The organism is Halorubrum xinjiangense (assembly GCF_900102375.1).
Classification (GTDB): Archaea; Halobacteriota; Halobacteria; order Halobacteriales; family Haloferacaceae; genus Halorubrum; species Halorubrum xinjiangense.
In genome coordinates this window covers 24288-45346 of record NZ_FNBO01000013.1, presented here as the reverse complement: position 1 = coordinate 45346, position 21059 = coordinate 24288, and the positions used below count along the sequence as shown (strand labels likewise).

The following is a 21059-nucleotide window of genomic DNA, read 5'->3' as shown; positions in this document are numbered from 1 at the left end:
CCCCGTTACCGTATAAAAAGCGGAGTCGCTTAAGGCGGTTTAATTCGGTTTGTATTCGGGTTAACGGCGCTGAGGCGTCTGTTCTGGTGGATCGCGGGTTCGGCGGCGGTTTCGGCCGTGATCGGTGCCGGGTTCGCCCCCGGTTTCGGGTCGAACATCGCTCGCGCGCGATACGTCGTGTACGTTCGGGTCGCTGCCGAAGCACCCACTACCGAAGCCCCAGCCGCTCGCTTATAAATAACCGATTGAGAACCCACGGTGAACACCTCCAAAGCCCCAGCCGCGAGGGCGACGTACGCTCGCTGCGCGCTTCACTCAGTCGCTCACTGCGTTCGCTCCCTCGTTCCAGTGCTTGCGTCGCCTACGTCGCCCTCGCGGCTGCCCCTTTGAGTCCCGCCCCGCACAGCACAGCGCCTCACACCTCCCCAGCCTCGCCGTTCGCTCCGGGCTCCCTTCGGTCGCCCGTCGCTCACGGCGTCCCTCGCGCGTGCTGCTCGCGGCCGCTGAAGGCGGCCGCTCGCAGGCACGCGCCACCGCACGTTTATTTATAAATGGGACGTGCGCTCCGAGTACGATATTTATATACTGCCGACGTGGGTCGGCTTTGCTCTCGTGCTGCCCGCTACGCCGATTCGACGCGGTCGACGAGGTCGCGCGCGGCGTCCGCGGCGCGCTGTTGGACGGCCTCGGCGTCGAGCGTCAGGACCTCGCGGTCGCGCATGAGGACGTCGCCGTCGCAGACGGTGTGGCGCACGTCGCTCCCGCGGGCCGCGTACGCGAGGTGCGAGACGGGGTCGTGGACCGGTGTCAGGTGCGGCGCGTCGAGGTCGACGACGGCGAGGTCGGCGGCCGCGCCCGCCTCGATCCGGCCGCCGGGGAGGTTCAGAGCGTCGGCGCCGCCGTCGGTCGCCATCTCCACGACGGCCGCCGCGGGGACCGCGCTCGCGTCGTCCGCGGCCAGCTTCCCCAGCATCGCGGCGTCGCGCATTTCGTCGAAGACGTCGAGGTCGTTGTTCGAGGCCGCGCCGTCGGTGCCGAGCCCGACCGTTACGCCCGCCTCGCGAAGCCGCTGGACCGGCGCCATCCCGCTGGCGAGCTTCATGTTCGAGGCAGGGCAGTGGACGACCGCGGTCCCGGCGGCCGCGAGGCGCTCGATCTCGGTGTCGTCGACGTGGACGCCGTGCGCGAAGAAGTCGTCCGGGCCGAGCGCGTCGATATCGGCGGCGTACGCGATCGGCCGCTCGCCGCGCTCGTCGACGATGGGGTCGACCTCCTCAACCGTCTCGTTCGCGTGGAGGTGGACCGGGATTCCGGCCTCGCGCGCCTCCGCGACGCCCTCGCGGAGGAACTCCTCGCCGACCGTCGTCAGCGAGTGCGGCATGAACGCGGTGCGGATCCGGCCGTCTGCGGCGCCGTCGAGTTCGCGGGCGACCGCGAGGCTCTCCTCGACGTCCGCACGGGCGGCCGCGTCGTCCTTCCCGACCGTGACGACGCCGTGGCCGAGCCGCGCGCGCAGTCCCGCGCGGTCGACGACGTCCGCCACCCGGTCCATCGAGAAGTACATGTCCGCGAACGCGGTCGTCCCCGACCGGATCATCTCCAGCGCGCCGAGCTCGGCGCCCGCCTCGATGTCGTCAGGCGTCAGTTCGGCCTCCGCCGGCCAGATGTCCTCGCGCAGCCAGGGGTCGAGCGGCTTGTCGTCGGCGTACCCGCGGAGCAGCGTCATCGCGACGTGCGTGTGCGCGTTGACGAGCCCCGGGATCACGAGCGACCCCGACGCGTCGAGCGTCTCGGCGGCGCTCGGGGGCGTCCCGTCCCCGTCGTCCACCGAAGCGATCGTCCCGGTGTCGCGGTCCACCGTCACGTCCGACTCGGTCACGCTGCCGTCGGGCCGGAGCACCCGCCCACCCGTCACGCGAAGTGCGTTCATACCACCCGGTTTCCGCCGGCGGACCTAACCCCTTCCGCTCGATGACGACGCCCACTATCCATGACGACGTTCCCTATCCCTGACGGCGCCCCCATCTCTGACGACGCCGCCGCTCACCGCCGAACGTTCTTTGCCCGCCGCCGCCGGAGTATCCCCATGGCAACCGACGCCCAGCAGGCGTGTTTCGAGGCGGGGATCAAGTTCGGCTCGCTGTACCACCAGTTCGCCGGCACGCCCGTCAGCCCGTCCAGCACGCGGAGCCTGGAGGCCGCGATGGCGGAGTCGATCGAGAACCAGCCGCACTGCGAGGCGGTCGACGTGTCGATCCGCGACGACCGCGTCGCCGACGCGATCGACCACGAGAACGGCTACACCGAGCTCACCGGCTCGCTGATGGACGTCCGGATGCGGATCGCCTACGAGGGCGTCACGGTTCGCACGCGGATGGCGATGAAAGACGGGTACCCCCTGATGGAGCTCGTCGAGGTGGTCGACGGCGACCGATCGGGCTCCGGCGACGCCGACTCCTCGCCCGGTGCCGACCCGAACGCTTAGTACCGCGAACCGCCTACCGCGACCCGAACGGCGGCCGAAGCGCCCGATTCCCCGCTTTCAGAACGCACATGGTCGACAGACGTCACGACAGGCAGCCGGACCGAACCGGCTTCGACGAGACGAAGAACTACCTCTCCGACGCCCTCGGCCGCGTGGTGCCGCGGGCGATCGCGCGGCGAGCGATCGACGTGACCGTCAGCACGGACGCCGCCGAGTACGCGGCCGACGAGCCGGTCGCGATCACCGTCTCAATCCGCAACCGGCTGCCGGTCCCGATCGAGGTCCCCACGACGACCCGCCGCCTGTGGGGGTGGGCGGTCGACGGCGTCGTCGAGGCCACCGACGAGCGGCGCTACGTGCGCGCCGAGGAGTCCGCGCTGTCGCTCCGGGCCGGCGAGACGAAGCGCGCGACGGCCACGTGGAACGGCCGATTCCGCCGCACCGGCGACGACGGGCTTGACCGATCGGTCCGGGCCGAGCGCGGGGAGCACACTGTCTCCGTCTTCGTCCCGGTCCCCGGCGCCGACGAGCGCCACGAGGACGCCACGCAGATCCGGGTTCGATAGTCGTCGCCGGCCCGCGGTCGATTTCTCCGCCGAACCCTCCAGCGAAAAGCGAGGCCGTCAGTCGCGAAACGCGGGAACGGTCAGTCGCGCAAGGCGAGAACGGTCAGTCGTCGGCTTCGGGCGCTTCCGCGCCGGGGCGGACCGCGCCGCCCACCGCGGCCTCGTCGACGGCGCTCGCGACCGCCTCGTCGCGCCGCAGGTGACACGCCGCGTAGTGACGGCCGTCGGTGCGGTCAGACGGCACCTCGTAGGCGGGCGTCGCCGTCGCGCAGACGCTCTGGTCCGCGAACCGCTCGACGAGAATCCGCTCCGCGTCCTCAAACTCGTCGCGCTCGACGTGGCCGAGCGCCTCGTCGAGCAGGGTGCCGGCGTCGCCGCTCGGCAGCGCGTCGTCGAAGAACCGGCTCCGGAGGGCGTCCGGGTCGGTCTCCTCGAACGACCGACGCTCGACCGCCCGCTGGAACGTCACGACGTTCCGCCAGGCCTCCTCCGTCATGTCGTACTCGTCCGGCTGGATCACCTTCGGACACCGCGTCCGGAACCGGCAGCCGGAGGGCGGGTCGATCGGCGACGGGACGTCGCCGGACAGAAGCGCCGTCCGCCCGCCGCTTCTCGGGTCCGGAACGGGGATGGCGTCGAGCAGCGCCCGGGTGTACGGGTGTTTCGGGTTCTCGAACAGCTCCTCCTTGTCGGCTAACTCGACGATGTTCCCGAGGTACATCACCGCCACGCGGTCCGAGATGTGGCGGATGACGCTCAGGTCGTGTGCGATGAACAGGTACGTGAGGTCGAACTCCTCCTGTAGCTCCTCCATCGTGTTGAGGACCTGCGCCTGGATCGACACGTCGAGCGCCGACACGGGCTCGTCGCAGACGATGAAGTCGGGGTTCACCGACAGCGCCCGCGCGAGGTTCACGCGCTGGCGCTGCCCGCCGGAGAACGCGTGCGGGTAGCGGTTGTAGTGTTGCGGGTCGAGCCCGACCTTCTCTAACAGCTCCTTGGCGCGGGCCTCCCGCCCCTCCTCGTCGAGCATGTCGTGGGCCTTCATCGGCTCCTCGACGATGGGACCGACCTTCATCCGGGGGTCGAGCGACGACTGCGGGTCCTGGAAGATCATCTGCATGTCCTTCCGCATCCGCCGCAGCGGCTCGCCGGACAGCGACGCGAGGTCCTCCCCCTGGAAGTAGACGCTCCCGCTGGTCGGTTCGAGCAGCCGGAGGACGGTGCGCGCGAGCGTCGACTTCCCGCAGCCGGACTCGCCGACGAGCCCGAGCGTCTCGCCCTCCTTGATGTCGAAGCTCACGCCGTCGACGGCGCGGACGTCCGACGTCGACCGCGAGACGTACGGGAACTCGTCGTCGAACTGGACGCCGGCCAGCAGCCCGCTCTCGTTGTCGAAGTACTTGCACAGGTCCCGGACCTGTAACAGCGCTTCGGGGTCCGACTCCGGCGGGCCGACCTCGGTCATTCCGCCTCACCCCCGGTCTCGGTGAACCCGGCGGAGAACCCGCCGGTGGCCCGCGTCTCGATCGGCGGGCTCTCGTCGTACCCGACGTCGAACGCGTCGTGTTTCACGCAGGCGGCCGTGTGCGGCGCCTCCCCCGCCTCGCTCAGGTCCCGCGGCTCGGGGTGGACCTCGCGGCACACCTCCCGAGCCTCGGGACACCGCGAGTGGAACCGACAGCCGGCGGGCGGGTCGATCGCCTCCGGCATCACTCCCTGTATCGGCCTGAGCTCGTCGAGCGTCTCGTCCGGCCGCGGCATCGAGTCGAGCAGCGCCGACGTGTACGGGTGTTTCGTGTCGTAAAACAGGTCGTCCACCTCGGCCTGCTCGATGATCTCGCCGAGGTACATCACGTTCACCCGGTCGCAGATCTCCGCGACGACGCTCATGTCGTGGGTGACCCAGATGAACGACGTGTCGTACTTCTCTTGAAGATCTTTCACCATCTCTAAGATTTCGCCCTCGACGGTGACGTCGAGCGCGGTCGTCGGCTCGTCGGCGATAATCAGATCGGGCTGGCAGGCGAGCGCCATCGCGATGAGCACGCGCTGTCGCATCCCGCCGGAGAACTGGTGCGGGTACTCGTCGTACCGCGACTCCGGGGCGGGGATCCCGACCTCTCTGAGCATGTCTATCGCCTCTTGTTTCGCCTCGCCCGCGTCGAGGTCGCGGTTGATCTCGATGAACTCCCGGAGCTGTCCCCCGATAGTGAACACGGGGTTCAACGACTCCATCGGGTCCTGGAAGATGATCGCGATCTCACGGCCGCGGATCCGCTTTCGCATCTCCGTCTCCGTGAGCATCTGGTCGCGCGGGCGCAACTCGCCGTCGTCGCCCTCTTCGAGGCCGAAGATCGTCTCGCCTTTGAACTCGATCTCGCCGCCGACGATCTCGCCGGGGCTGTCGACGAGCCGAAGGATACTGGAGGTCGCGACGGACTTCCCGGCGCCCGACTCCCCGACGAGTCCGACGATCTCTCCCTCGTGAACGTCGAAGGAGATGCCGTCGACGGCGCGGACCGTGCCGTCCTCCGTGAAGAACTGTGTCTTGAGATCGCGTACGCTGAGTAGTGGTTCGCTCATATCAGTTGTTAATCCGCGGATCGAGGGCGTCCTGCAGACCGTCGCCGAGGATGTTGAAGCCGATGACGGTGATCAGAATGGCGATCCCGGGGAAGATGCTGAACGTCGGCGCGGGGAGCATGTACCCCCGCGAGGCGGACAGCATCTGTCCCCACGACGGCGTCGGCGGCTGCGCGCCGAAGCCGAGGAACGAGAGGCCGGCGACGATGAGGATGCTCACGCCGACCTGGAGCGTCGCCTGGACCAACACCGGGGCGAAGCTGTTCGGGATGATGTGCCGGAAGATGATGTTCCGGTCTTTCACCCCGGCGGCCCGGGCGGCCTCGACGTAGTCCTCCTCGCGGATGGAGACGACGCGCGACCGGATAAGCCGGTTGAACACGGGGACCGCCGTGATCCCGACGCCGATCATCGCGAAGGTGAGGTCGCGGCCGAACGCGGTCATGAACGCGATGACTAAGACGAGGAACGGGATCGCGTAGATCGTCTCGGTGACGCGCTGGAGCACGTCGTCGATCCAGCCGCCGTAGTAGCCGGAGACCGCGCCGATGACCGTGCCGCCGCCGAGGCCGATGGCGGTCGCGAGGAACCCGACCGTCATCGCGATCCGCGTCCCGTAGATCGTCCGCGAGAGGATGTCTCGCCCGCGGTGGTCGGTGCCGAGCGGGTGTTCGATCACGCCCTGGCCGAACTGGTTCTCCAAGCCGACCGGCGGGAGGAGGCGCCGCACGTTCTGCGGGTCGGCCTCGGGGTTGTACAGCAGCGCCTCCGCGATCGCGTAATCGAGGACGTAGTAGTCGAACGCGGCGAACGCCGCGACGAAGGTGATGAAGCCGACGATGTAGGTCCCGATCCGCGCCGTCGTGTCCTGTCTGACCTGCTTTAACGTGTACCGCAGGCCGACGCGGGCCTCGACCTCCCCCGGCCCGCCGCCGCTCTCGTCGTCGCCGTCCGGCGTGTCGTCGTCCGAAGTTGCGCTGTTAATCGACATCAGTCGTCACCGTAGGTGACCCGCGGGTCGAGGTAGCTGTACGTGATGTCCGTGATGATCACGCCGATCACGTAGACGAACCCGAACACGAGCGTCGTCCCCATAATCAGCTGGTAGTCCTGGTTGTTGATCGCCGTGATGATCAGCCGGCCCATCCCCTGGATCTCGAAGACGGTCTCCGTGAGGACGGCGCCGCCGAGCGCGGTCGACAGCCCGAGGCCGATGATGGTGATCACCGGGAGCTGTGCGACCTGGAACGCGTGTTTGCGGACGATCGTCGACTCGGGCACGCCGTACGCCCGGGCGAGCTTCACGTACTCGCCCTGGAGCGAGTCGACCATCGACGAGCGCTCTATCCGCGTGATCTGCGCCATCTGGAGCGTTCCGAGCCCGATCATCGGGAGGAAGAGGTGGTGTACCGACTGGCGTATCACCTCGAACTGCGTCGCCGCGCCGCGAACGTCCGCCGGGTTCTCCCACGGGAGGACGAGCCCCCGCGCGGGGAACCACCCGAGGTGGAACGCGAAGACGATGATCAACACCAGCCCGATCCAGAACGACGGCGTCGAGACGCCGATGAGCGAGACGATCCGGGAGACGTGGTCGGCCGGCTCGTTCCGCCGCTTCGCCGAGATAACGCCGAGCGGAATCGCGGTAACGATCGCGAACGCGAACGCCGACAGCATAAGCAGCAGCGTCACCGGGAGCCGGAGCAGGATCATTTCGAGAACGGGGCGGTCGTAGTAGATGCTGAGTCCGAGATCGCCCGTCGCGACGCCCGCGAGATACGTGAGGTACCGCTCGTGTATCGGGCGGTCGAGCCCGTACTGGGCGCGAATCGCCTCGACTTGCTCCTGTGCCGGGGTCGGTCCCAACATAATGTCGACCGGATCGCCGGGGATCTGGTTTGCCAGGAAGAACGTTATCGTCACGATACCTATCAGCACAGGTATCGCCTGTGCGATTCGCCGGAGTGTGTACCGAAGTAGACTCACTGTCGTGGATTCCTCGTTGCTTCGATTCGGTTTTTGCTGTCGCTTATCCGTTTCGCTCCCGCCGACGCGCGGATACGACGGCCGCAGACGGACGGTCGAACGCGGCCGCGACCGCCCGGGAGGATCCGCGTTCGCCGCCGCGCCGAGAACTCCCTGCGTTCGTTTGTCGGCTCCGAACGAGACGCGGCGGCTGCGTCTCGCCTCTCACCCGGATTACCGGCTAACCGTGACGTCGTCCATCTGGATCTCCGAGGAGATCGGGTGCGCGCTGAAGCCCTCGACGGCGTTGCGGACGCCGTAGGAGTTGTTCAGGTTGTACGCGGGAAGGTGGACGCGCCCCTCGAGCAGCGTCGTCGTCGCGTCGATGTACAGCTGGCGGCGCTCCTCTCGGTCGGCGGACTCGCGGGCCTGCGTCAGCATCTCGGAGGCCTCGTCGTACCCGTGGAACGTCCCGTTGGTGACGCCCTCCGTCTCCTGGCTCAACAGGTTGTACGCGAACGTGTCCGGGTCCGGAGAGCCGGACCAGCCGAGCGTGTACATGTTGAAGTCGTCCTCGCTGCCGGTGACGTACGCGTCGAGGAACGTCCCCCAGTCGAGTCGCTGGACCTCCACGTTCTCGAAGCCGGCGTTCTGGAGGCCGTCGCCGATCGAGATGCCGATCTGTTCCCGCTTGTCGTCCGGCGGGACGATGATCCGCCAGTTGTAGTCCATCGGCACGCCGGCCTCGTCGAACAGCGCCTGCGCCTCTTCGAGGTCCTGGCCGTGCTGGATGTCGGACCACTCGTCGACGGGGAAGTCCCACTCCTCGGAGATCGAGGCCGGGTACGGACTGTACTGCCGCACGCCGGCCGGTTCGACGAAGTTCTCGACCGCCTGGTCCATCGAGACGCAGTAGTCGACCGCCTCTCGGACGAGCGGGTCGCTCGTCGGTCCCTCGCCGCAGTTAAACGCCAGGTAGAAGTATCCGATCCCCGGGACTTCGGTGACGCTGGCGTTCTGGTTCCCCTCGACCGTCTCGTACAGCTGCGGCGGGATCGTCTCGATGATGTCGACGTTCCCCGTCTCGAGCTCGGTCACGCGGGTGGTCTGCTCCTCGATCGGCTCGAACTCGATTCCCCCGATCTCCGGGAGGTTGTCGCCGTCCCAGTAGTCGTCCCAGCGCTCGACGGTCGCGTAGTCTTCCGGCTCCCACTCGACGAGCTGGAACGGCCCGGAGGTGACCGGCTCCTGGTTGTACGCCTCCGTGTCTTCCTGCCGCACCGAGGCGTTGACCACGCTGCGGATCATCGCGATGGTGAACGCCCCGTAGGGGTACGAGAGATCGAACTGTACCGTGTGTTCGTCGATCGCCTCTGCCGTGTCGACCATGTCGACCTCGGAGGCGTTCCCCGTCTCCTCCTCGACGGGAGCGAGCATCGTGTGGATGACGTCTTCCGCGGTGACGGGATCGCCGTTCTGGAACTCGGCGTCCTCGCGGATCGGGACGATGTACCGCTCGCCTTCGCGTTCGACCGTGGGCTGTTCGGCGGCGATCTTCGGCTGGATACCGAGGGCGTCGTCGTACTCGTAAATGCCGTCGAATATCCGCCCCGCGATCTGGGCGGACGGCACGTCGTTCAGGACCACCGGGTCGAGGTCGAGCGGGCCCTTCACCTGCGAGAAGTACAGGGTCGGGGCGCTCCCGCCGTCGGAGCCGTCGGAGCCGTCGGAGCCGTTGGAGCCGTTGGAGCCGTCGCCGCCGTCGCTTCCGTCTCCCCCGCCGGCACACCCGGCGAGCAGGAGGGAAGTGCCGGCCGCACCGCTGGCGAGGATCTTCCGTCGCGAAATGCGTTGTGTGTGTTGTCGACGCATATAGGCGAACTCTTGTTTCTATCTTATAAGTATTTGGGTAGCCCTGTCCGTATGGTCACCTCTGTTCGCCTCACTGTCTTTTTGTACATCTCTACTCGACAAACGCCGTCCGAATCGATAAAAATCCCACACCGATCCGAAATTCTTCGACTGATTATCAAAAGAAATCAATCAGATGTGTTAAACTATTGCTCGCGCGCGCCGAAAGCGGGCTGCGGGAGTGCTCCGGGTCCGAGGGCGGCGACAGTCGACCGAGACGACGGTCAGCGCTCGTCGTCCGCCGCCTCGGGTTCCCTCTCCGCGATGTCGGTCACCGTTCCAACCCCCTTGCTCGACCCCTCGCGGAAGACGAACCGCTGTCCCTCCTCGATTAGGTACGGTCGGAACTTGAACCGGACGCGCGCCTCGCCCGTGTCGCCCGGGAGCAGCCGCCCGTCCGCCGGGAAGAACGCGGCCGCCTCGGAGAGGGTTTCGAGGTGAACAACCGGTTCGTACCCCTCCTGGATCCGGGTCGGATGGTTCAACACCATCACCTCGGCGTCGAACTCGCGGACGGGCTCCGGCTCGCTCTCGCGGGGAATCAGGGCCATCCCGCGCTCGATCTCCGCCTCGTCGACGCCCTTCAGCGCGATGCCCACGATCCGACCGGCGGTCGCCTTGTCGACCCGGTGGTAGTGCATCTCGATCGACCGCACCTCCACCTCGCGGAACGAGCCGTCGGGCATGGGGCCGAGCAGGAGTTCGTCGCCGGTCTCGACGGTCCCCGAGTTCACCGTCCCGGACGCGACCGCGCCCACGCCCGTCACCTTGTAGCTGCGGTCGACGTACATCCGGAACGTCTCGCGGTCGGGCGTCGCGCGCTTCGGCAGGCGCTCGAACAGGCGATCGAGCGTCTCGACCCCGTCTTTCGTCACCGCGCTGGTCCGCAGCAGGGGGACGACGCCGTCGCCGACCTCCGCGACCGCGGTGTCGACGCCGTGGCGGTCGACTAAAAGCGGGGTCTGTCCCGCATCCCGGAGCATCGACTCGACCTCGCGTTCCACCTCCGCGAGCCGCTCGTCGGTCACGGCGTCCGCCTTCGTGACCGCGACGATCGTCGGCAGTTCGGTCGCGAGGAGGATCCCGAGGTGTTCGCGGGTCGTCTTCGTCGGGCCGTCGTCGGCTGCGACGACTAAGAGCCCGTAGTCGAGCTTCTGGCCGACGAGCCCGCGGATCGTCGTCCGGAGCCACGGCTCGTGGCCGACGGTGTCGACGAAGGAGACGAGCCGGTCGGCCGCCTCGACGACGCCGGCGCGGTCGGCCTTGCGGTGGGGATTGTCCATCCGCACCGGCTCGTCGGCGTCGTCGTCGAAGCCGTACACCGCGTACGAGAGGTCGGCCGACAGGCCCCGCTCGACCTCGTGGGGCTGGACGTCGAGGAACCTCCGCGTGCCGCCCTGCCCGTCGTCGGCGCGCCCGGTGACGAGCGTCCCGACGAGCGTCGACTTCCCGTGGTCGACGTGGCCCGCCGTGCCGACGACGAGGTGGTCCTCGTCGGCCTCGAACACGCCGCCGTCGCGGAGCGTGGCGAGGCCCACCAGCCCCGCCTCGTCGCCGTCGCCGCCGGAGCCGGCGCTCCACGTCTCGACGTCGGCGATGTGTGCGTCCGCCTCGTCGGCCAAAAGCGAGAGCACGTCCATCGTCTCCGAGAAGGCCTCGGGGGAGACGCCGGCGAGCCCCCCGTCGTCGGTGACGCCGAGGACGTAGGTCGCCTCGCCGTCGCCCGAGAGGACGCGGTGGCGGAGCTGGGCCACGAGCGACTCCATGCGCCCGTCGGCCAGGTGGACCTCCCGGGTCAGCCGCTCCTTGAACTCGATGGCGCCACCGTCCCGCTCGCCGCGCTCGATGGCCCGCCGGAGGACGGACCGGTCAGCGCTCATGGCCGCTCGTAGGCGACAGCCGGGCTTAACGGTTTTCGTGCGATGCGTCCCCACGTAACGCAATCGCCCGTCGCTTCTCGGGGGCGCTCCGGCGGACTATTTAAGCGACCGCCGCGGAGAATCCCAGTATGGACACTTCGGTCCCCAGCGTCGCCGAACGGCGCGTCCACGTGGTCCCGCTGGGCTACGAGCGCGACCGGATCGTCGAGCCCCTCCGCCGCCACCGCGCCGACCTCACCTACCTCCTCGTCGACGCCCCCGACCGCGACGGGGCCCGCGGCGACGTGGACTTCGAGGCGGCCGGCGCCGCCGATCCCGAAGCCACCCGCGTCGCCCCCGACGAACTCACCGACTACCAGCGAGACGCCTGGACGGCGGTCGCCGAGTTCGCCGAGGTCCGACCGATCCCCGTCGCGCTCGCGGACGTGTACGACGTGCTCGGCGTGACGACGACGGTCGCCGCCCGCCACCGGGCGAGCGCGGCGGACGGCGACCGCCTCTTCGGGAACGTCTCGACCGGCCCGCGGATCGCCGCGGTCGGCGTCGCGCTGGCCTGTATGATCGTCGGCGCGCGCCCGTACAGCGTCGAGCCCGAGCGCCACCGCCACGACCGCAGCGAGGACCCGCTCACGGAGGGCGTCGCGCGCACCGTCGACCTCCCGCTGTACCCGATGGACGCGCCGACGGCCGACCAGGTCGCGGTCCTCGGCCGCCTCCGCGAGCGGACCGACGAGAGCCACACCACAGATAAGTGGAATCTGATCGAGTGGGCGCGCGAGCGCGATCTCACGTTCCTCCGCGAGGCGGGCGAGAGCCGGACCGCGAAGTACCGCGCCTTAGAGACGCACGTCCTCTCGCCGCTGCGCGAGCGCGGCTACGTCGAACTGGAGGACGTCGGCCGCTCCGACACCGTCCGGCTCACCGAGACCGGCCGCCGCGTCTTCTTCGCGTTTAAGCACAAGATCGACGAGCGGTAGGGGGATCGACGAGTGGGAGCCAGTCAACACCCCCTCTCGGTGCCGTTGATACGATATTTAAACACCCGCGAGCGGTAGCGACGACGGCTTATAAATCGACGATAACTTATAACCGGACGATGCGGTGGCGCGTGCCGACGAGCGGCCGCCCCCGGCGGCCGCGAGCCGCACGCGCGAGGGACGCGGTGAGCGCTCGAAGAGCGCGAACCGCGAGGCTGGGGAGGTGTGAGGCTGCGGTGCTGTGTGGGGTGGGACTCAAAGGGGCAGCCGCGAGGCGGGCGCAGGCGACGTAAGCACTGGAAGGAGCGAGCAACGCGAGCGACTGAAGCGCGCAGCGAGCGTGCGCCCGCCTCGCGGCTGGGGCTTTGGCGGTGTTCTCCCCCGATTCGTTGTCAACTGTTTATAAACGAGTGGCTGGGGATTTGGCGGCCATTACCGTCGACCTGAGCGAGATTACTCATAAATTGACGACCGCGACATCGCATCCGCACTTATAAACAGCAACCCAAATGTGTCGATTCACCAACTCCCGCTATCGCTCACCGCTGTCCTCATACTGACCACAGCAGGTCAGAACGCGTCTACCAGTGGGAAGTTCAACAGACCTGTCGATACGTAAGACGCGATCCCTCCGCTTCAACCATATTGTTCGGTCTATCCGTACTATCAATAGCTAACGTAGAATTATCCCCCGCATCTCGATTCAGATGCGTGACGCCCGCCGGGCGGTCGGGGCGTCCTCCCCGCCCTCCACCCCGCCTGTCCGCTATCAGCTTCCGGTCGCCGCCGATCCCTCCGCGGCGACCGGGCATCGCCGCCGGCGTCCGTCCGGCGGCGACCCCCGCTGACGCCGCTGCGGCCGCCCGCCGGACCGTCACGGCCGACGGACCGTCCGTCGGTGTCTCTCCGACTTACTCCTCGGTCAGGTCCACGTACGTCCGGCGGACGGTCACCGGCGTCACGTCGGCGACGTCCGCCGCCTCCTGTTGGGTACACTCCGCGTCGAGCTCGCGGGCCGCGGTGTAGAGGCAGGCGGCCGCGACGCCGACCGGGTTGCGGCCGTTCGCGATCCCCTCCTCGACGGCGCGCTCGGCCAGCTCGCCGGCGCGGCGCTCGACGGCGGGGTCGCAGCCGAGGTCGCTGGCGAACCGCGGGAGGTACTCCGCGGGACCGCTCGGCGCGATCGGGAGGCCGAGCTCGCGGTTCATCGCGTCGAAGGCGGCCCGGTGTTCGGCCTCCGTCGCCTTCGCTTCGGCGCAGATCTCGCCGACGGTGCGAGCTACGTCGGCGGTGCGGCAGGCGACGTAGACGCAGGCGGCGGAAAAGCCCTCCAGCGAGCGCCCGCGGAGCAGGCTCTCGTCTTGCGCGGAGTCGAACAGCGCACAGGCGGCGTCGCGGACGCTGTCGGGCAACCCCATGACGCCGGTGAGCCGCCGGATCTCGGTGTAGGCGTACACCTTGTTGCGGTCGCGCTTCGTCGAGATCTGCGCGCGGTTGTGCTGGGTCCGCATCCGTGCGAGCCGCCGGCGCTTGCGTCCCTTCACCTTCGTCGAGCGCCCGATCTCCGTCGAGAGGCCGCGGTCGTGGCGGGAGCGCGTCAGCGGCGCGCCGGTGCGTTTCGGGTCCGTGTCGTCGTCGTCGAACGACCGCCACTCGGGGCCGTGGTCGATCCGGTCGGCCTCGACGACGAGTCCGCAGTCGGCGCAGACGCGCTCCGCGCCCTCGACGCGCGTGCGGCCGCCGCACTCGGGACAGGTCTCGCGGTCGCCGCTCTCCGCGGCGCCGGTCGTCTCGGACGCCCCGGCCGCGGCGTCGCGCTCCGCGGCTGCGGCGTCGCGGGCGGTCGCCGCGCGGTCCGTCGTCGCGACGTCGTCGGTTTCGGTCCGGGGCGAACGAACGCGGGTCGAGCGTGCGTCACTCATCACACGTCGAACTCCGGCCCGAAGCCTTACTTAAACCCGGGCGGATCGGCGGTCGATCGCCCCGATCGCGGCGCTCGAACCGACCGGTTATCGGTCGGTGATCGGGCGGTCGACGGCGCCGCAGTACGGTGGTTTTAACTCTCAGCCCGAGCCATCGCCACGCATGACGCTGTCGGAGATCGCGGCCGGGGTCGAAGTCACCTCGCGCCAGCGCGACCGCGGGGTCGCGCTCGCGGACGACACGGAGACGCCGCTCGTCGACCGCCTGTCGCCCCACGCCGAGTCGCTCCCGTGTACGCCCGAGGCGACCGCCACGCTCGTCGACGCCTACACCGCCGGGCGGAGCGTCGGCGACGCGGCCCGCGAGGCGGGGGTCTCCCCGATGACCGCCGCGAAGACGCTCCACCGGTGCGGCGTCGCGGGCGTCTGCCCCCTCTCGCCGACCGGCCGTAACGTCGTCCGCGACTGGCTCGCGGGCCGGATCGCTCGCAGCGAGGCCGTCGAGCTCACCGGCGGAGACGAGGCGGACTTCGCGCTGGCGACGTACGTCGAGACGCACGACCCGGTCGAGCCAGTCGCGGAGGCGGTCGACGCGCAGGTTGCGGGCTCGGCGCCGCTCGGGGACGGACTCGGCGCCGACGACCCCCTCGGCGACGCGCTCGGCTCTACCGACGGCCTCCGTTGAACTGCGACTCTCCTTCTCCTCGTCTCAGGGCGTGAATCGATCGACGAGCCCCGGCTCCGGGAACTCCACGCCGAGCGACGCGTCGAACGCGGTCTCGTAGGCGGCCGCGATCGCCCGCGCGTACGCGTCGTCTCCCGTCGCCGCGACCGGCGCGGCCGCCACCGCCGGCTCCGTCGCCGGCACGCGGACGACGCCGGTGTTGTCGTCGTGATCTCCTTCTCCGTCACTGCTTCCGGACCCGGGCCGTTCGACCGCGAGCGTCGCGTCGAGGCTTCCGCCGACGTCGGCGATCCGCCCGCGGAGCCGCTGGGTCGCGTCGCGCCCGTGGGCCGTCGCCGGCCTGACCGCGACCGCGCGGTCCGCGGTCGTCGCGGCCGCGACCGCCTCGTTCGACCCGGCCGGCGCGGCGTCGACGACCACCGCGTCGTACGTCGTCGCCGCCTCGTCGATCCGCCGCTCCAGCTTCCGGGCGGCCTCCGCCGTCTTCGCCCGCGCGACGCGCTCGAATGGCGCTCTCGCGGGTATCGCGTCGACGCGTCCCGGGAGGTCCGGCGCGTCGTTCCCGCCGTCGGTTCCGCTCCCGCGACCGCCGCCGAACCCCGACCGCCCGGCGCTCGCCCCGGTCCCGGCGACGGGGTACGCCGCCGCTGACAGCGCGGCGTCCGCGTCGTCGGTGAGGAGCGCGGTGAGGTCGGGGTCGATTCGTCCGGCCACGTACTCGGAGAGCCCTTGCGTCGTGAACGCGGCGTCGACGACCGCGACGTCGTTCCCGTCTCGCGCGCCCATCGTCGCCAGCTCGACTGCGGTCCGCGTCGTCCCCGCGCCGCCGGTCGCCCCGACGAGCGCGAGCGTCGTCGCCTGCATGTGCCGCTCTCGCCGGAGGTCGTCCTTAAAAACCGCGAAGCAGAGTTGTGGTGCGGCGGTGGTGCGGTGATGCGGTGCCCCGCTGCCGCAGTGCGGCGGTTCGGCGGCGCAGCGCGCCGCTCGCTCGCGTCCTACGCGTCTATCGCGGCCGCGACCTCGTCGGCGACGGCGTCGAGCTCGTCGTCCGAGAGCTCCGGTCGCTCGCCCGCCACCGCGTGGATGGGCGCGCCGCCGTCACCCTCGAACCGCGGGACGACGTGGGCGTGGACGTGCGGAATCTCTTGGCCGGCCGCCTCGCCGTCGTTGACGCCGACGTTGGCGCCGTCGGCGTCGACCGCCTCCTGAATCCGGGGCGTGAGCGACGCGACCGCGTCGAACAGGTCGCTCGCGAGGGCGGCGTCGAGGTCGCCGACGTGCTGCGCGTGCGATTTGGGGATCACGAGCGTGTGTCCGCGCGCGAGGGGGTTCGCGTCGAGGAACGCCAGCACGGCGTCGGTCTCGTAGACGGTGCGCGCCGGGATGTCGCCGGCGACGATCGAACAGAAGATGCAGTCGTCGGACATACGCGAGCGATCGCTCGGGCGTCTCATCAAGGTTTCCCGAGCCGCGATGCGGGGGTTCTCGCCGACCGGCGCCGCGGCGGAGACGACCCCGCTCCGCTCCGCCAACGGACCTATATCTCCCGCGCCGAAACGGGCGGTATGGACGACCGGCTCGAACGCGTCATCCGCCAGAAGCTCCGGCAGGCGGGCAAGCAGTTCGAGGAGGCCAGACGCGCCTACGCAGAGGGGCGCGACGACCCCGAGGGAAACGCGGCCGCGGCGGCGCGGTTCGACCTCCCGACCGACGAGTCCGGGCGCGCTCGCATCGTCTGTCGCCGCCACGCGGAGCGCCGGACCGTGTCGGTCGACGCCGAGGGGCGTCCCGCCTGCTTCGAGGGCGGTCACCCCGACTGCGAGGGCTGCGCCGAGGACGTCCGCGACGGCGTCGTCGAGACGTGGTGACGGCCGCGCGGCGCGGCGAGGCGCGCCCGCGGTAGCGCCACCCCCCATCCGAACAGGTTTGTTTCCCGAGGCTCTGGTGGGGCGCATGAAACGGGTCGGCGTCGTTTTCGCGCTCCTCGTCGTCGTCGCGGTCGGCCTCGCGCTCTCCGGGTTCTTCGCCGGGGCCGCCGAGGAGCCGACGGTCGACGACGTCGCGGACGACCGTCTGATCGCGGTCGACGGCGACTACCGGCTCTGGCCGTACACGAGCCGGACCACGACCGTCGAGGGGCGAACGCTCGCGATCAACGTGGTGTTTCACGCCGACGCGGCGGCGACTCGGGCCGCCATCGAGGGCGACGCGGCCGCGGACTGGCAGGAGACGGACCCGGACGAGGCGGCGGCGACCGCCGGCGACGACCAGGTCCGCGAGTTCGTCGGCCGAGACTGGCGGGACGCGCACAGCTCGCTCCGCTACTCGTACGTCGAGGGGCCGAGCGGCGGCGTGTGGCTGACAGAGACGTTCGAGCTCCACGACGGGGCGTACCTCGGCGTTCGCGACCACCTCCGCGCGTACGAGTCGCCCGACGGCGCCTACACCGCGATACAGGCCCACGAGGAGTACTACGACTGGTTCCGGCTCCGCCACACGGTCCCCGAGATCGACGCGCCCGCGACGCGGCTGGAGGACGAGTTCATCGAGTCGGACCGCGCGACCGACGTGCGCCGCGAGTACCGCGGCATCGACGGGGGCCGCAGCGACGGCTGGCTCTCCGTGGTCGAACTGGCCGCGACCGCGGCGCTCGCCGGGGCGCTGCTCCGCCGGCGCACCCGCGAGGCGGCCGTCGACCTCGTCCGCCGGCTCCGTACCGACGCGAGACGGCACGCCGCGGCCGCGACGCTCGGACTCGCGCTCGGCGTCGTCCTCGTCGGCGTCCGCGTCGCGGGCGTGACCCTGGAGACGGCGCTGCCGGGCGTGTCGCCGAAGGCCATCGCGGCGCCGCTGTACCTCGTCCTCGCGCTCGGGCTGCCCGCCCTAGTCGTCTGGCGCGCGCCGCGGTCGGACCCGGCGGCGGCCTCGGTCGCCGTCGTCGTCGGGCTCGGCGGCGGCTTCGTCGCCGACTTCGCGGCGCTCGGGGTGGCGGTCCCGCCCGACCTCATCGTCCACCGGGTGGCGCTCCTCGCCGCGCTCGGCGTCGTCGCCATCGGACGGGCGGTCGCGGACCGACCGGTCACCGCCGTCGGACTGGCGGCGTGGGCGGTCGGACTGGCGCTGCCGCTGGCGGACCTGATCTGAGTGGTCCGGCGCGAGCGCTCCGGGGGCAGGCCACGCCGACGCGGTTTCCGACCCCGCCGACAGCACAGAAGAGATATATTTGGTGACGGAAAACAGAGGCAAACGAACAGATGACGCGACCGATCAGTCGACGAGCGGCGCTCGCCGGGCTCGGTACCGCGGCCGCCAGCGCCGGCTGTCTCGGTCGCGCGGAGAACATCGCCGGACGGGACCCGCACTCGCAGCTCACGCTGGAGATCAACGCTACGCCAGCCGACAGCGACCCCAACGGCATCCGTATCGCGAGACAGCTCGAAGAACACCTGACGGCGGTCGGCATCGACGTACGGCTCAACACCGTCGGGCAGACCGACCTCTGGCGAAAAGTGCTGATCAACCAGAACTTCGACCTCTACGTCGGGCAGTTCGTGGAGACGGAGCCGTTCGACCCGGACGCGCTGTACGGGCTGGCGCACTCGCGGTTCGTCGCGGAGCCGGGGTGGCAGAACCCCTTCGGGCTCACCGAGATCGCGGTCGACGACCTGCTGGAGCGACAGCGCCGGGTGACCGGGAGCGCGCGGACCGACGCCGTCGACGCGCTTCAGGAGACGGTGTGCGACCTCCAGCCGTTCTCCGTCGTCGCGTTCCCCGACGCGCTCACCGCCGTTCAGGAGAACCGGTTCGCGGGGTGGACGGAGGACCGCCAGCCGGTGTCGGTCTCCGGGCTCCTCGAACTCGACGCCACCTCAGACGCTGGCTCGGGAGACGACGGATCGACCGACGGAGACAACGCGACCGGCGGTGACACGACCGACGGCGGCACTACCGACGGCGACACGACCGACGGCGACACGACCGACGGCGACGAGACGGCGGCCGGCGCGGACGCCGACGGCGGGGCCGGGGCCGTCCTCCGGCTCGTGACGACCGACGACCGAATCACAGAGAACTGGAACCCGATCGCCGCGGAGTACCGGAAACACGGCACGTTCACCGGGCTGCTGTACGACCCGTTGGTCCGCGCGGACGGCGAGTCGACCGTCCCGTGGCTGGCTGCCGACTGGGAGCGGGTCGACGAGACCACTGTCGACGTCACGCTCCGCGACGCGCAGTGGCACGACGGCGAACCCGTGACGGCGGGCGACGTCGCGTTCACCTACGAGTTCCTCCGGGACACCTCGATGGGGAGCGTCGAGACGGCGGTGCCGACCCCGCGGTTCCGCGGCCGGAGCTCCATCGTCGAGGGCGAGCGGGTCATCGACGACGCGACGGTCCGGCTCTCCGTGCCCGACGTCAACGAGACGGTCGCGGCGCGGGCGCTTCAGGTGCCGATCCTGCCGGAACACGTCTGGTCGGAGCGGACCGGCGCGGCGACGATCGCCGGCTTCGAGTTCGACTTCGAGACGACGGAGGCGATCGTCTCGAACAACGCCGACCCGGTCGGGAGCGGACCGCTGCGCTTCGTCGAGGCGACCGCCGGGGAGTCGGTCGTCTTCGAGCGGAACCCCGACCACTTCCTCGCCCGCTCGGCGTCCGAAGACGACGCGGACGCGTCCGACGAGACGACGGGCCCGCGTGCGGGGATCCCGGACCGGTACCACGGCAAGCCGGCCTTCGACCGGCTCCGGATCGAGGTGCTGCCGTCGGACATCTCGGCCGTGGAGTCGGTCGCCGAGGGGCTCGCGGACGCGACCGTCTCAAACCTCGGCCCGGAGTCGGTCCCGCGGATCGGCCGCTCGGCCGACACCCGCCTCGTGAGCGGTCGGTCGGCGGCGTTCTATCACGTCGGGTACAACGCGCGGCGGGGCCCGCTGTCGAACCCCCGGTTTCGGGCGGTCGTCGCCCGGCTGATCGACAAGCCCGCGATCGTCGACGACGCCTTCGAGGGATACGCGCAGGCGGCCGCCTCCCCGCTCGCGGCGTCGCCCGACGCGGTCCCCGACTCGCTGGCGTGGATCGACGGGACCGATCCAGTTCACCCGTTCTTCGACGACGGGGGGTCGCTCGACGTCGAGGCCGCGCGAGCGGCGCTTCGAGACGTCGGGTACCGCTTCGACGACGAGGGGCGGCTGCTCTCGCGGGGGCAATGACGCCGTTCCTGTCGGTCCTCACGTCGGTCCTCGCGTGGGTCGCAGCGATGCTGGTCGCCGCGAGTCTCGGGGTTATCGGTCCCGCCCGGCTCCGGGAGACGTGGAGCGAACTCCGCGACCGGCTCTGGGACACGCGTCGGGTCGTCGCGGTCCTCTGTGTCGTGTTGATCGCCAGCGCGGTCGGCCGGCCGTCGTTGCTCGACGTCTCCAGGCTGTTCGGGTTCCAGGCGACGGCGCTCATCTACGGGCTGGAGGGCGGGTTCGTCGCGTGGGTTCAGGCGACGTTCGCCACGTCCGAGCTGACCGCCTACTTCTCGTGGGTGTACGTGTACGGCTACGCGTTCCTGCTTTCGTTCCCCGCGATCGCGTACCTCGCCTTACCTCGCACCGTGACGCTCAGGCGCGTCCTCGTCGCCTACGCGCTCAACTACGCGATCGGCCTGGCGCTGTACACGCTGGTGTTCGCCCACGGCCCGCGCAACGTGATGCCCGACATGGTGACGCCGCTGCTCTTCGCGACCCAGCCCGACGTGATGGCGCTGACGAGCGAGGTGAACGTGAACTCGAACGTCTTCCCGTCGCTTCACACCTCGCTCGCGGTCACCGTGGCGACGTTCGCGGTGCTGACCCGCGAGGAGTACCCGCGGTGGACGCCGGTCGCGGTGTGGCTCTCGCTGTCGGTCGTCGTCGCGACGATGTACCTCGGGATCCACTGGCTCACCGACGTCGTCGCCGGGTTCGCGCTCGCGTTCGGCTCGGTCTTCCTCGCGTACCGGTTCGTGGACCCCCGTGAGAACGCGGTCGGTTCGGACGACGGCGGGGAGCAAGGTCGTTCCGACCCCGGGACCGGTGCGGACGGCTGACTCGCG

18 protein-coding genes are annotated in these 21059 nt (G+C 70.0%); 8 read left to right on the top strand and 10 right to left on the bottom strand.

The features are described from left to right. Positions 1-622: 622 nt before the first annotated feature. A complete protein-coding gene (locus F3H13_RS13450) occupies positions 623-1930 on the bottom strand; it encodes an amidohydrolase (RefSeq protein WP_149799532.1) in 1308 nt (435 codons plus the stop codon). A gap of 156 nt (positions 1931-2086) precedes the next feature. On the opposite strand from F3H13_RS13450, the gene F3H13_RS13445 reads away from it, so the two are divergent. After that, positions 2087-2485 carry a dihydroneopterin aldolase family protein gene (locus F3H13_RS13445; protein WP_149799531.1) on the top strand — a complete coding sequence of 133 codons (399 nt, stop codon included), beginning with the start codon at positions 2087-2089 and terminating at the stop codon, positions 2483-2485. 68 nt (positions 2486-2553) lie between these two features. Next, positions 2554-3051: a hypothetical protein gene (locus F3H13_RS13440; RefSeq protein WP_149799530.1), complete on the top strand. Its 498-nt coding sequence runs from the start codon at positions 2554-2556 to the stop codon at positions 3049-3051. Between the two features lie 103 nt (positions 3052-3154). Here F3H13_RS13440 and F3H13_RS13435 read toward each other — a convergent pair whose 3' ends face one another. From F3H13_RS13435 to F3H13_RS13410, 6 genes are all read right to left on the bottom strand, one after another. Beyond that, on the bottom strand, positions 3155-4519 hold the full coding sequence (locus F3H13_RS13435; protein ID WP_149799529.1) for an ABC transporter ATP-binding protein: 1365 nt from the start codon (positions 4517-4519) through the stop codon (positions 3155-3157). Next, positions 4516-5637: an ABC transporter ATP-binding protein gene (locus F3H13_RS13430; RefSeq protein ID WP_149799528.1), complete on the bottom strand. Its 1122-nt coding sequence runs from the start codon at positions 5635-5637 to the stop codon at positions 4516-4518. The genes F3H13_RS13435 and F3H13_RS13430 overlap by 4 nt, the downstream gene beginning before the upstream one ends. Position 5638: 1 nt before the next feature. Continuing rightward, positions 5639-6628, bottom strand: a complete 990-nt coding sequence (locus F3H13_RS13425) for an ABC transporter permease (protein ID WP_149799527.1) — start codon at positions 6626-6628, stop codon at positions 5639-5641. Further along, positions 6628-7623, bottom strand: coding sequence for an ABC transporter permease (locus tag F3H13_RS13420; RefSeq protein WP_223174425.1), 996 nt, complete (start codon positions 7621-7623; stop codon positions 6628-6630). Before F3H13_RS13420 ends, F3H13_RS13425 begins: the two co-directional genes overlap by 1 nt. Before the next feature lie 213 nt (positions 7624-7836). Further along, entirely contained in the window at positions 7837-9474 is a 1638-nt protein-coding gene (locus F3H13_RS13415) for an ABC transporter substrate-binding protein (protein ID WP_149799525.1), read from the bottom strand. 263 nt (positions 9475-9737) lie between these two features. Beyond that, a complete protein-coding gene (locus F3H13_RS13410) occupies positions 9738-11393 on the bottom strand; it encodes a GTPBP1 family GTP-binding protein (RefSeq protein ID WP_149799524.1) in 1656 nt (551 codons plus the stop codon). 128 nt (positions 11394-11521) lie between these two features. Here F3H13_RS13410 and F3H13_RS13405 point away from each other — a divergent pair, with 128 nt between their 5' ends. Further along, on the top strand, positions 11522-12370 hold the full coding sequence (locus tag F3H13_RS13405) for an HFX_2341 family transcriptional regulator domain-containing protein (protein WP_149799523.1): 849 nt from the start codon (positions 11522-11524) through the stop codon (positions 12368-12370). Positions 12371-13281: 911 nt separating this feature from the next. On the opposite strand, the gene F3H13_RS13400 is transcribed toward F3H13_RS13405, so the two are convergent. After that, positions 13282-14292 carry a transcription initiation factor IIB gene (locus F3H13_RS13400; protein WP_149799522.1) on the bottom strand — a complete coding sequence of 337 codons (1011 nt, stop codon included), beginning with the start codon at positions 14290-14292 and terminating at the stop codon, positions 13282-13284. Positions 14293-14455: 163 nt separating this feature from the next. Between F3H13_RS13400 and F3H13_RS13395 the strand changes: the two genes are divergently transcribed. Next, positions 14456-14977 (top strand): DUF7858 family protein, encoded by a 522-nt coding sequence (locus F3H13_RS13395; RefSeq protein ID WP_149799521.1) that lies wholly within the window; start codon positions 14456-14458, stop codon positions 14975-14977. A 24-nt stretch (positions 14978-15001) separates the two neighbouring features. Here F3H13_RS13395 and F3H13_RS13390 read toward each other — a convergent pair whose 3' ends face one another. Then, on the bottom strand, positions 15002-15841 hold the full coding sequence (locus F3H13_RS13390; RefSeq protein WP_149799520.1) for a P-loop NTPase family protein: 840 nt from the start codon (positions 15839-15841) through the stop codon (positions 15002-15004). Positions 15842-15972: 131 nt separating this feature from the next. Further along, on the bottom strand, positions 15973-16404 hold the full coding sequence (locus F3H13_RS13385; protein ID WP_149799519.1) for an HIT family protein: 432 nt from the start codon (positions 16402-16404) through the stop codon (positions 15973-15975). Positions 16405-16542: 138 nt separating this feature from the next. On the opposite strand from F3H13_RS13385, the gene F3H13_RS13380 reads away from it, so the two are divergent. The 4 genes from F3H13_RS13380 to F3H13_RS13365 all read left to right on the top strand — a co-directional run bounded on the left by F3H13_RS13380 (position 16543) and on the right by F3H13_RS13365 (position 21053). Further along, a complete protein-coding gene (locus tag F3H13_RS13380) occupies positions 16543-16845 on the top strand; it encodes a DUF7091 family protein (RefSeq protein ID WP_149799518.1) in 303 nt (100 codons plus the stop codon). 85 nt (positions 16846-16930) lie between these two features. Continuing rightward, positions 16931-18121 (top strand): hypothetical protein, encoded by a 1191-nt coding sequence (locus F3H13_RS13375; RefSeq protein ID WP_149799517.1) that lies wholly within the window; start codon positions 16931-16933, stop codon positions 18119-18121. A gap of 110 nt (positions 18122-18231) precedes the next feature. Next, the gene (locus F3H13_RS13370) at positions 18232-20190 is read left to right on the top strand and encodes an ABC transporter substrate-binding protein (protein ID WP_149799516.1); all 1959 of its coding nucleotides are present in this window, start codon (positions 18232-18234) and stop codon (positions 20188-20190) included. Beyond that, positions 20187-21053, top strand: a complete 867-nt coding sequence (locus F3H13_RS13365; RefSeq protein WP_149799515.1) for a phosphatase PAP2 family protein — start codon at positions 20187-20189, stop codon at positions 21051-21053. The genes F3H13_RS13370 and F3H13_RS13365 overlap by 4 nt, the downstream gene beginning before the upstream one ends. Positions 21054-21059 lie beyond the last annotated feature (6 nt).

Bases quoted from the DNA above. Each gene is read 5' to 3' on its own strand.
- F3H13_RS13450 (WP_149799532.1), bottom strand. From the start codon at position 1,930: ATGAACGCACTTCGCGTGACGGGTGGGCGGGTGCTCCGGCCCGACGGC.
- F3H13_RS13445 (WP_149799531.1), top strand. From the start codon at position 2,087: ATGGCAACCGACGCCCAGCAGGCGTGTTTCGAGGCGGGGATCAAGTTC.
- F3H13_RS13440 (WP_149799530.1), top strand. From the start codon at position 2,554: ATGGTCGACAGACGTCACGACAGGCAGCCGGACCGAACCGGCTTCGAC.
- F3H13_RS13435 (WP_149799529.1), bottom strand. From the start codon at position 4,519: ATGACCGAGGTCGGCCCGCCGGAGTCGGACCCCGAAGCGCTGTTACAG.
- F3H13_RS13430 (WP_149799528.1), bottom strand. From the start codon at position 5,637: ATGAGCGAACCACTACTCAGCGTACGCGATCTCAAGACACAGTTCTTC.
- F3H13_RS13425 (WP_149799527.1), bottom strand. From the start codon at position 6,628: ATGTCGATTAACAGCGCAACTTCGGACGACGACACGCCGGACGGCGAC.
- F3H13_RS13415 (WP_149799525.1), bottom strand. From the start codon at position 9,474: ATGCGTCGACAACACACACAACGCATTTCGCGACGGAAGATCCTCGCC.
- F3H13_RS13410 (WP_149799524.1), bottom strand. From the start codon at position 11,393: ATGAGCGCTGACCGGTCCGTCCTCCGGCGGGCCATCGAGCGCGGCGAG.
- F3H13_RS13405 (WP_149799523.1), top strand. From the start codon at position 11,522: ATGGACACTTCGGTCCCCAGCGTCGCCGAACGGCGCGTCCACGTGGTC.
- F3H13_RS13400 (WP_149799522.1), bottom strand. From the start codon at position 14,292: ATGAGTGACGCACGCTCGACCCGCGTTCGTTCGCCCCGGACCGAAACC.
- F3H13_RS13395 (WP_149799521.1), top strand. From the start codon at position 14,456: ATGACGCTGTCGGAGATCGCGGCCGGGGTCGAAGTCACCTCGCGCCAG.
- F3H13_RS13390 (WP_149799520.1), bottom strand. From the start codon at position 15,841: ATGCAGGCGACGACGCTCGCGCTCGTCGGGGCGACCGGCGGCGCGGGG.
- F3H13_RS13385 (WP_149799519.1), bottom strand. From the start codon at position 16,404: ATGTCCGACGACTGCATCTTCTGTTCGATCGTCGCCGGCGACATCCCG.
- F3H13_RS13380 (WP_149799518.1), top strand. From the start codon at position 16,543: ATGGACGACCGGCTCGAACGCGTCATCCGCCAGAAGCTCCGGCAGGCG.
- F3H13_RS13375 (WP_149799517.1), top strand. From the start codon at position 16,931: ATGAAACGGGTCGGCGTCGTTTTCGCGCTCCTCGTCGTCGTCGCGGTC.
- F3H13_RS13370 (WP_149799516.1), top strand. From the start codon at position 18,232: ATGACGCGACCGATCAGTCGACGAGCGGCGCTCGCCGGGCTCGGTACC.
- F3H13_RS13365 (WP_149799515.1), top strand. From the start codon at position 20,187: ATGACGCCGTTCCTGTCGGTCCTCACGTCGGTCCTCGCGTGGGTCGCA.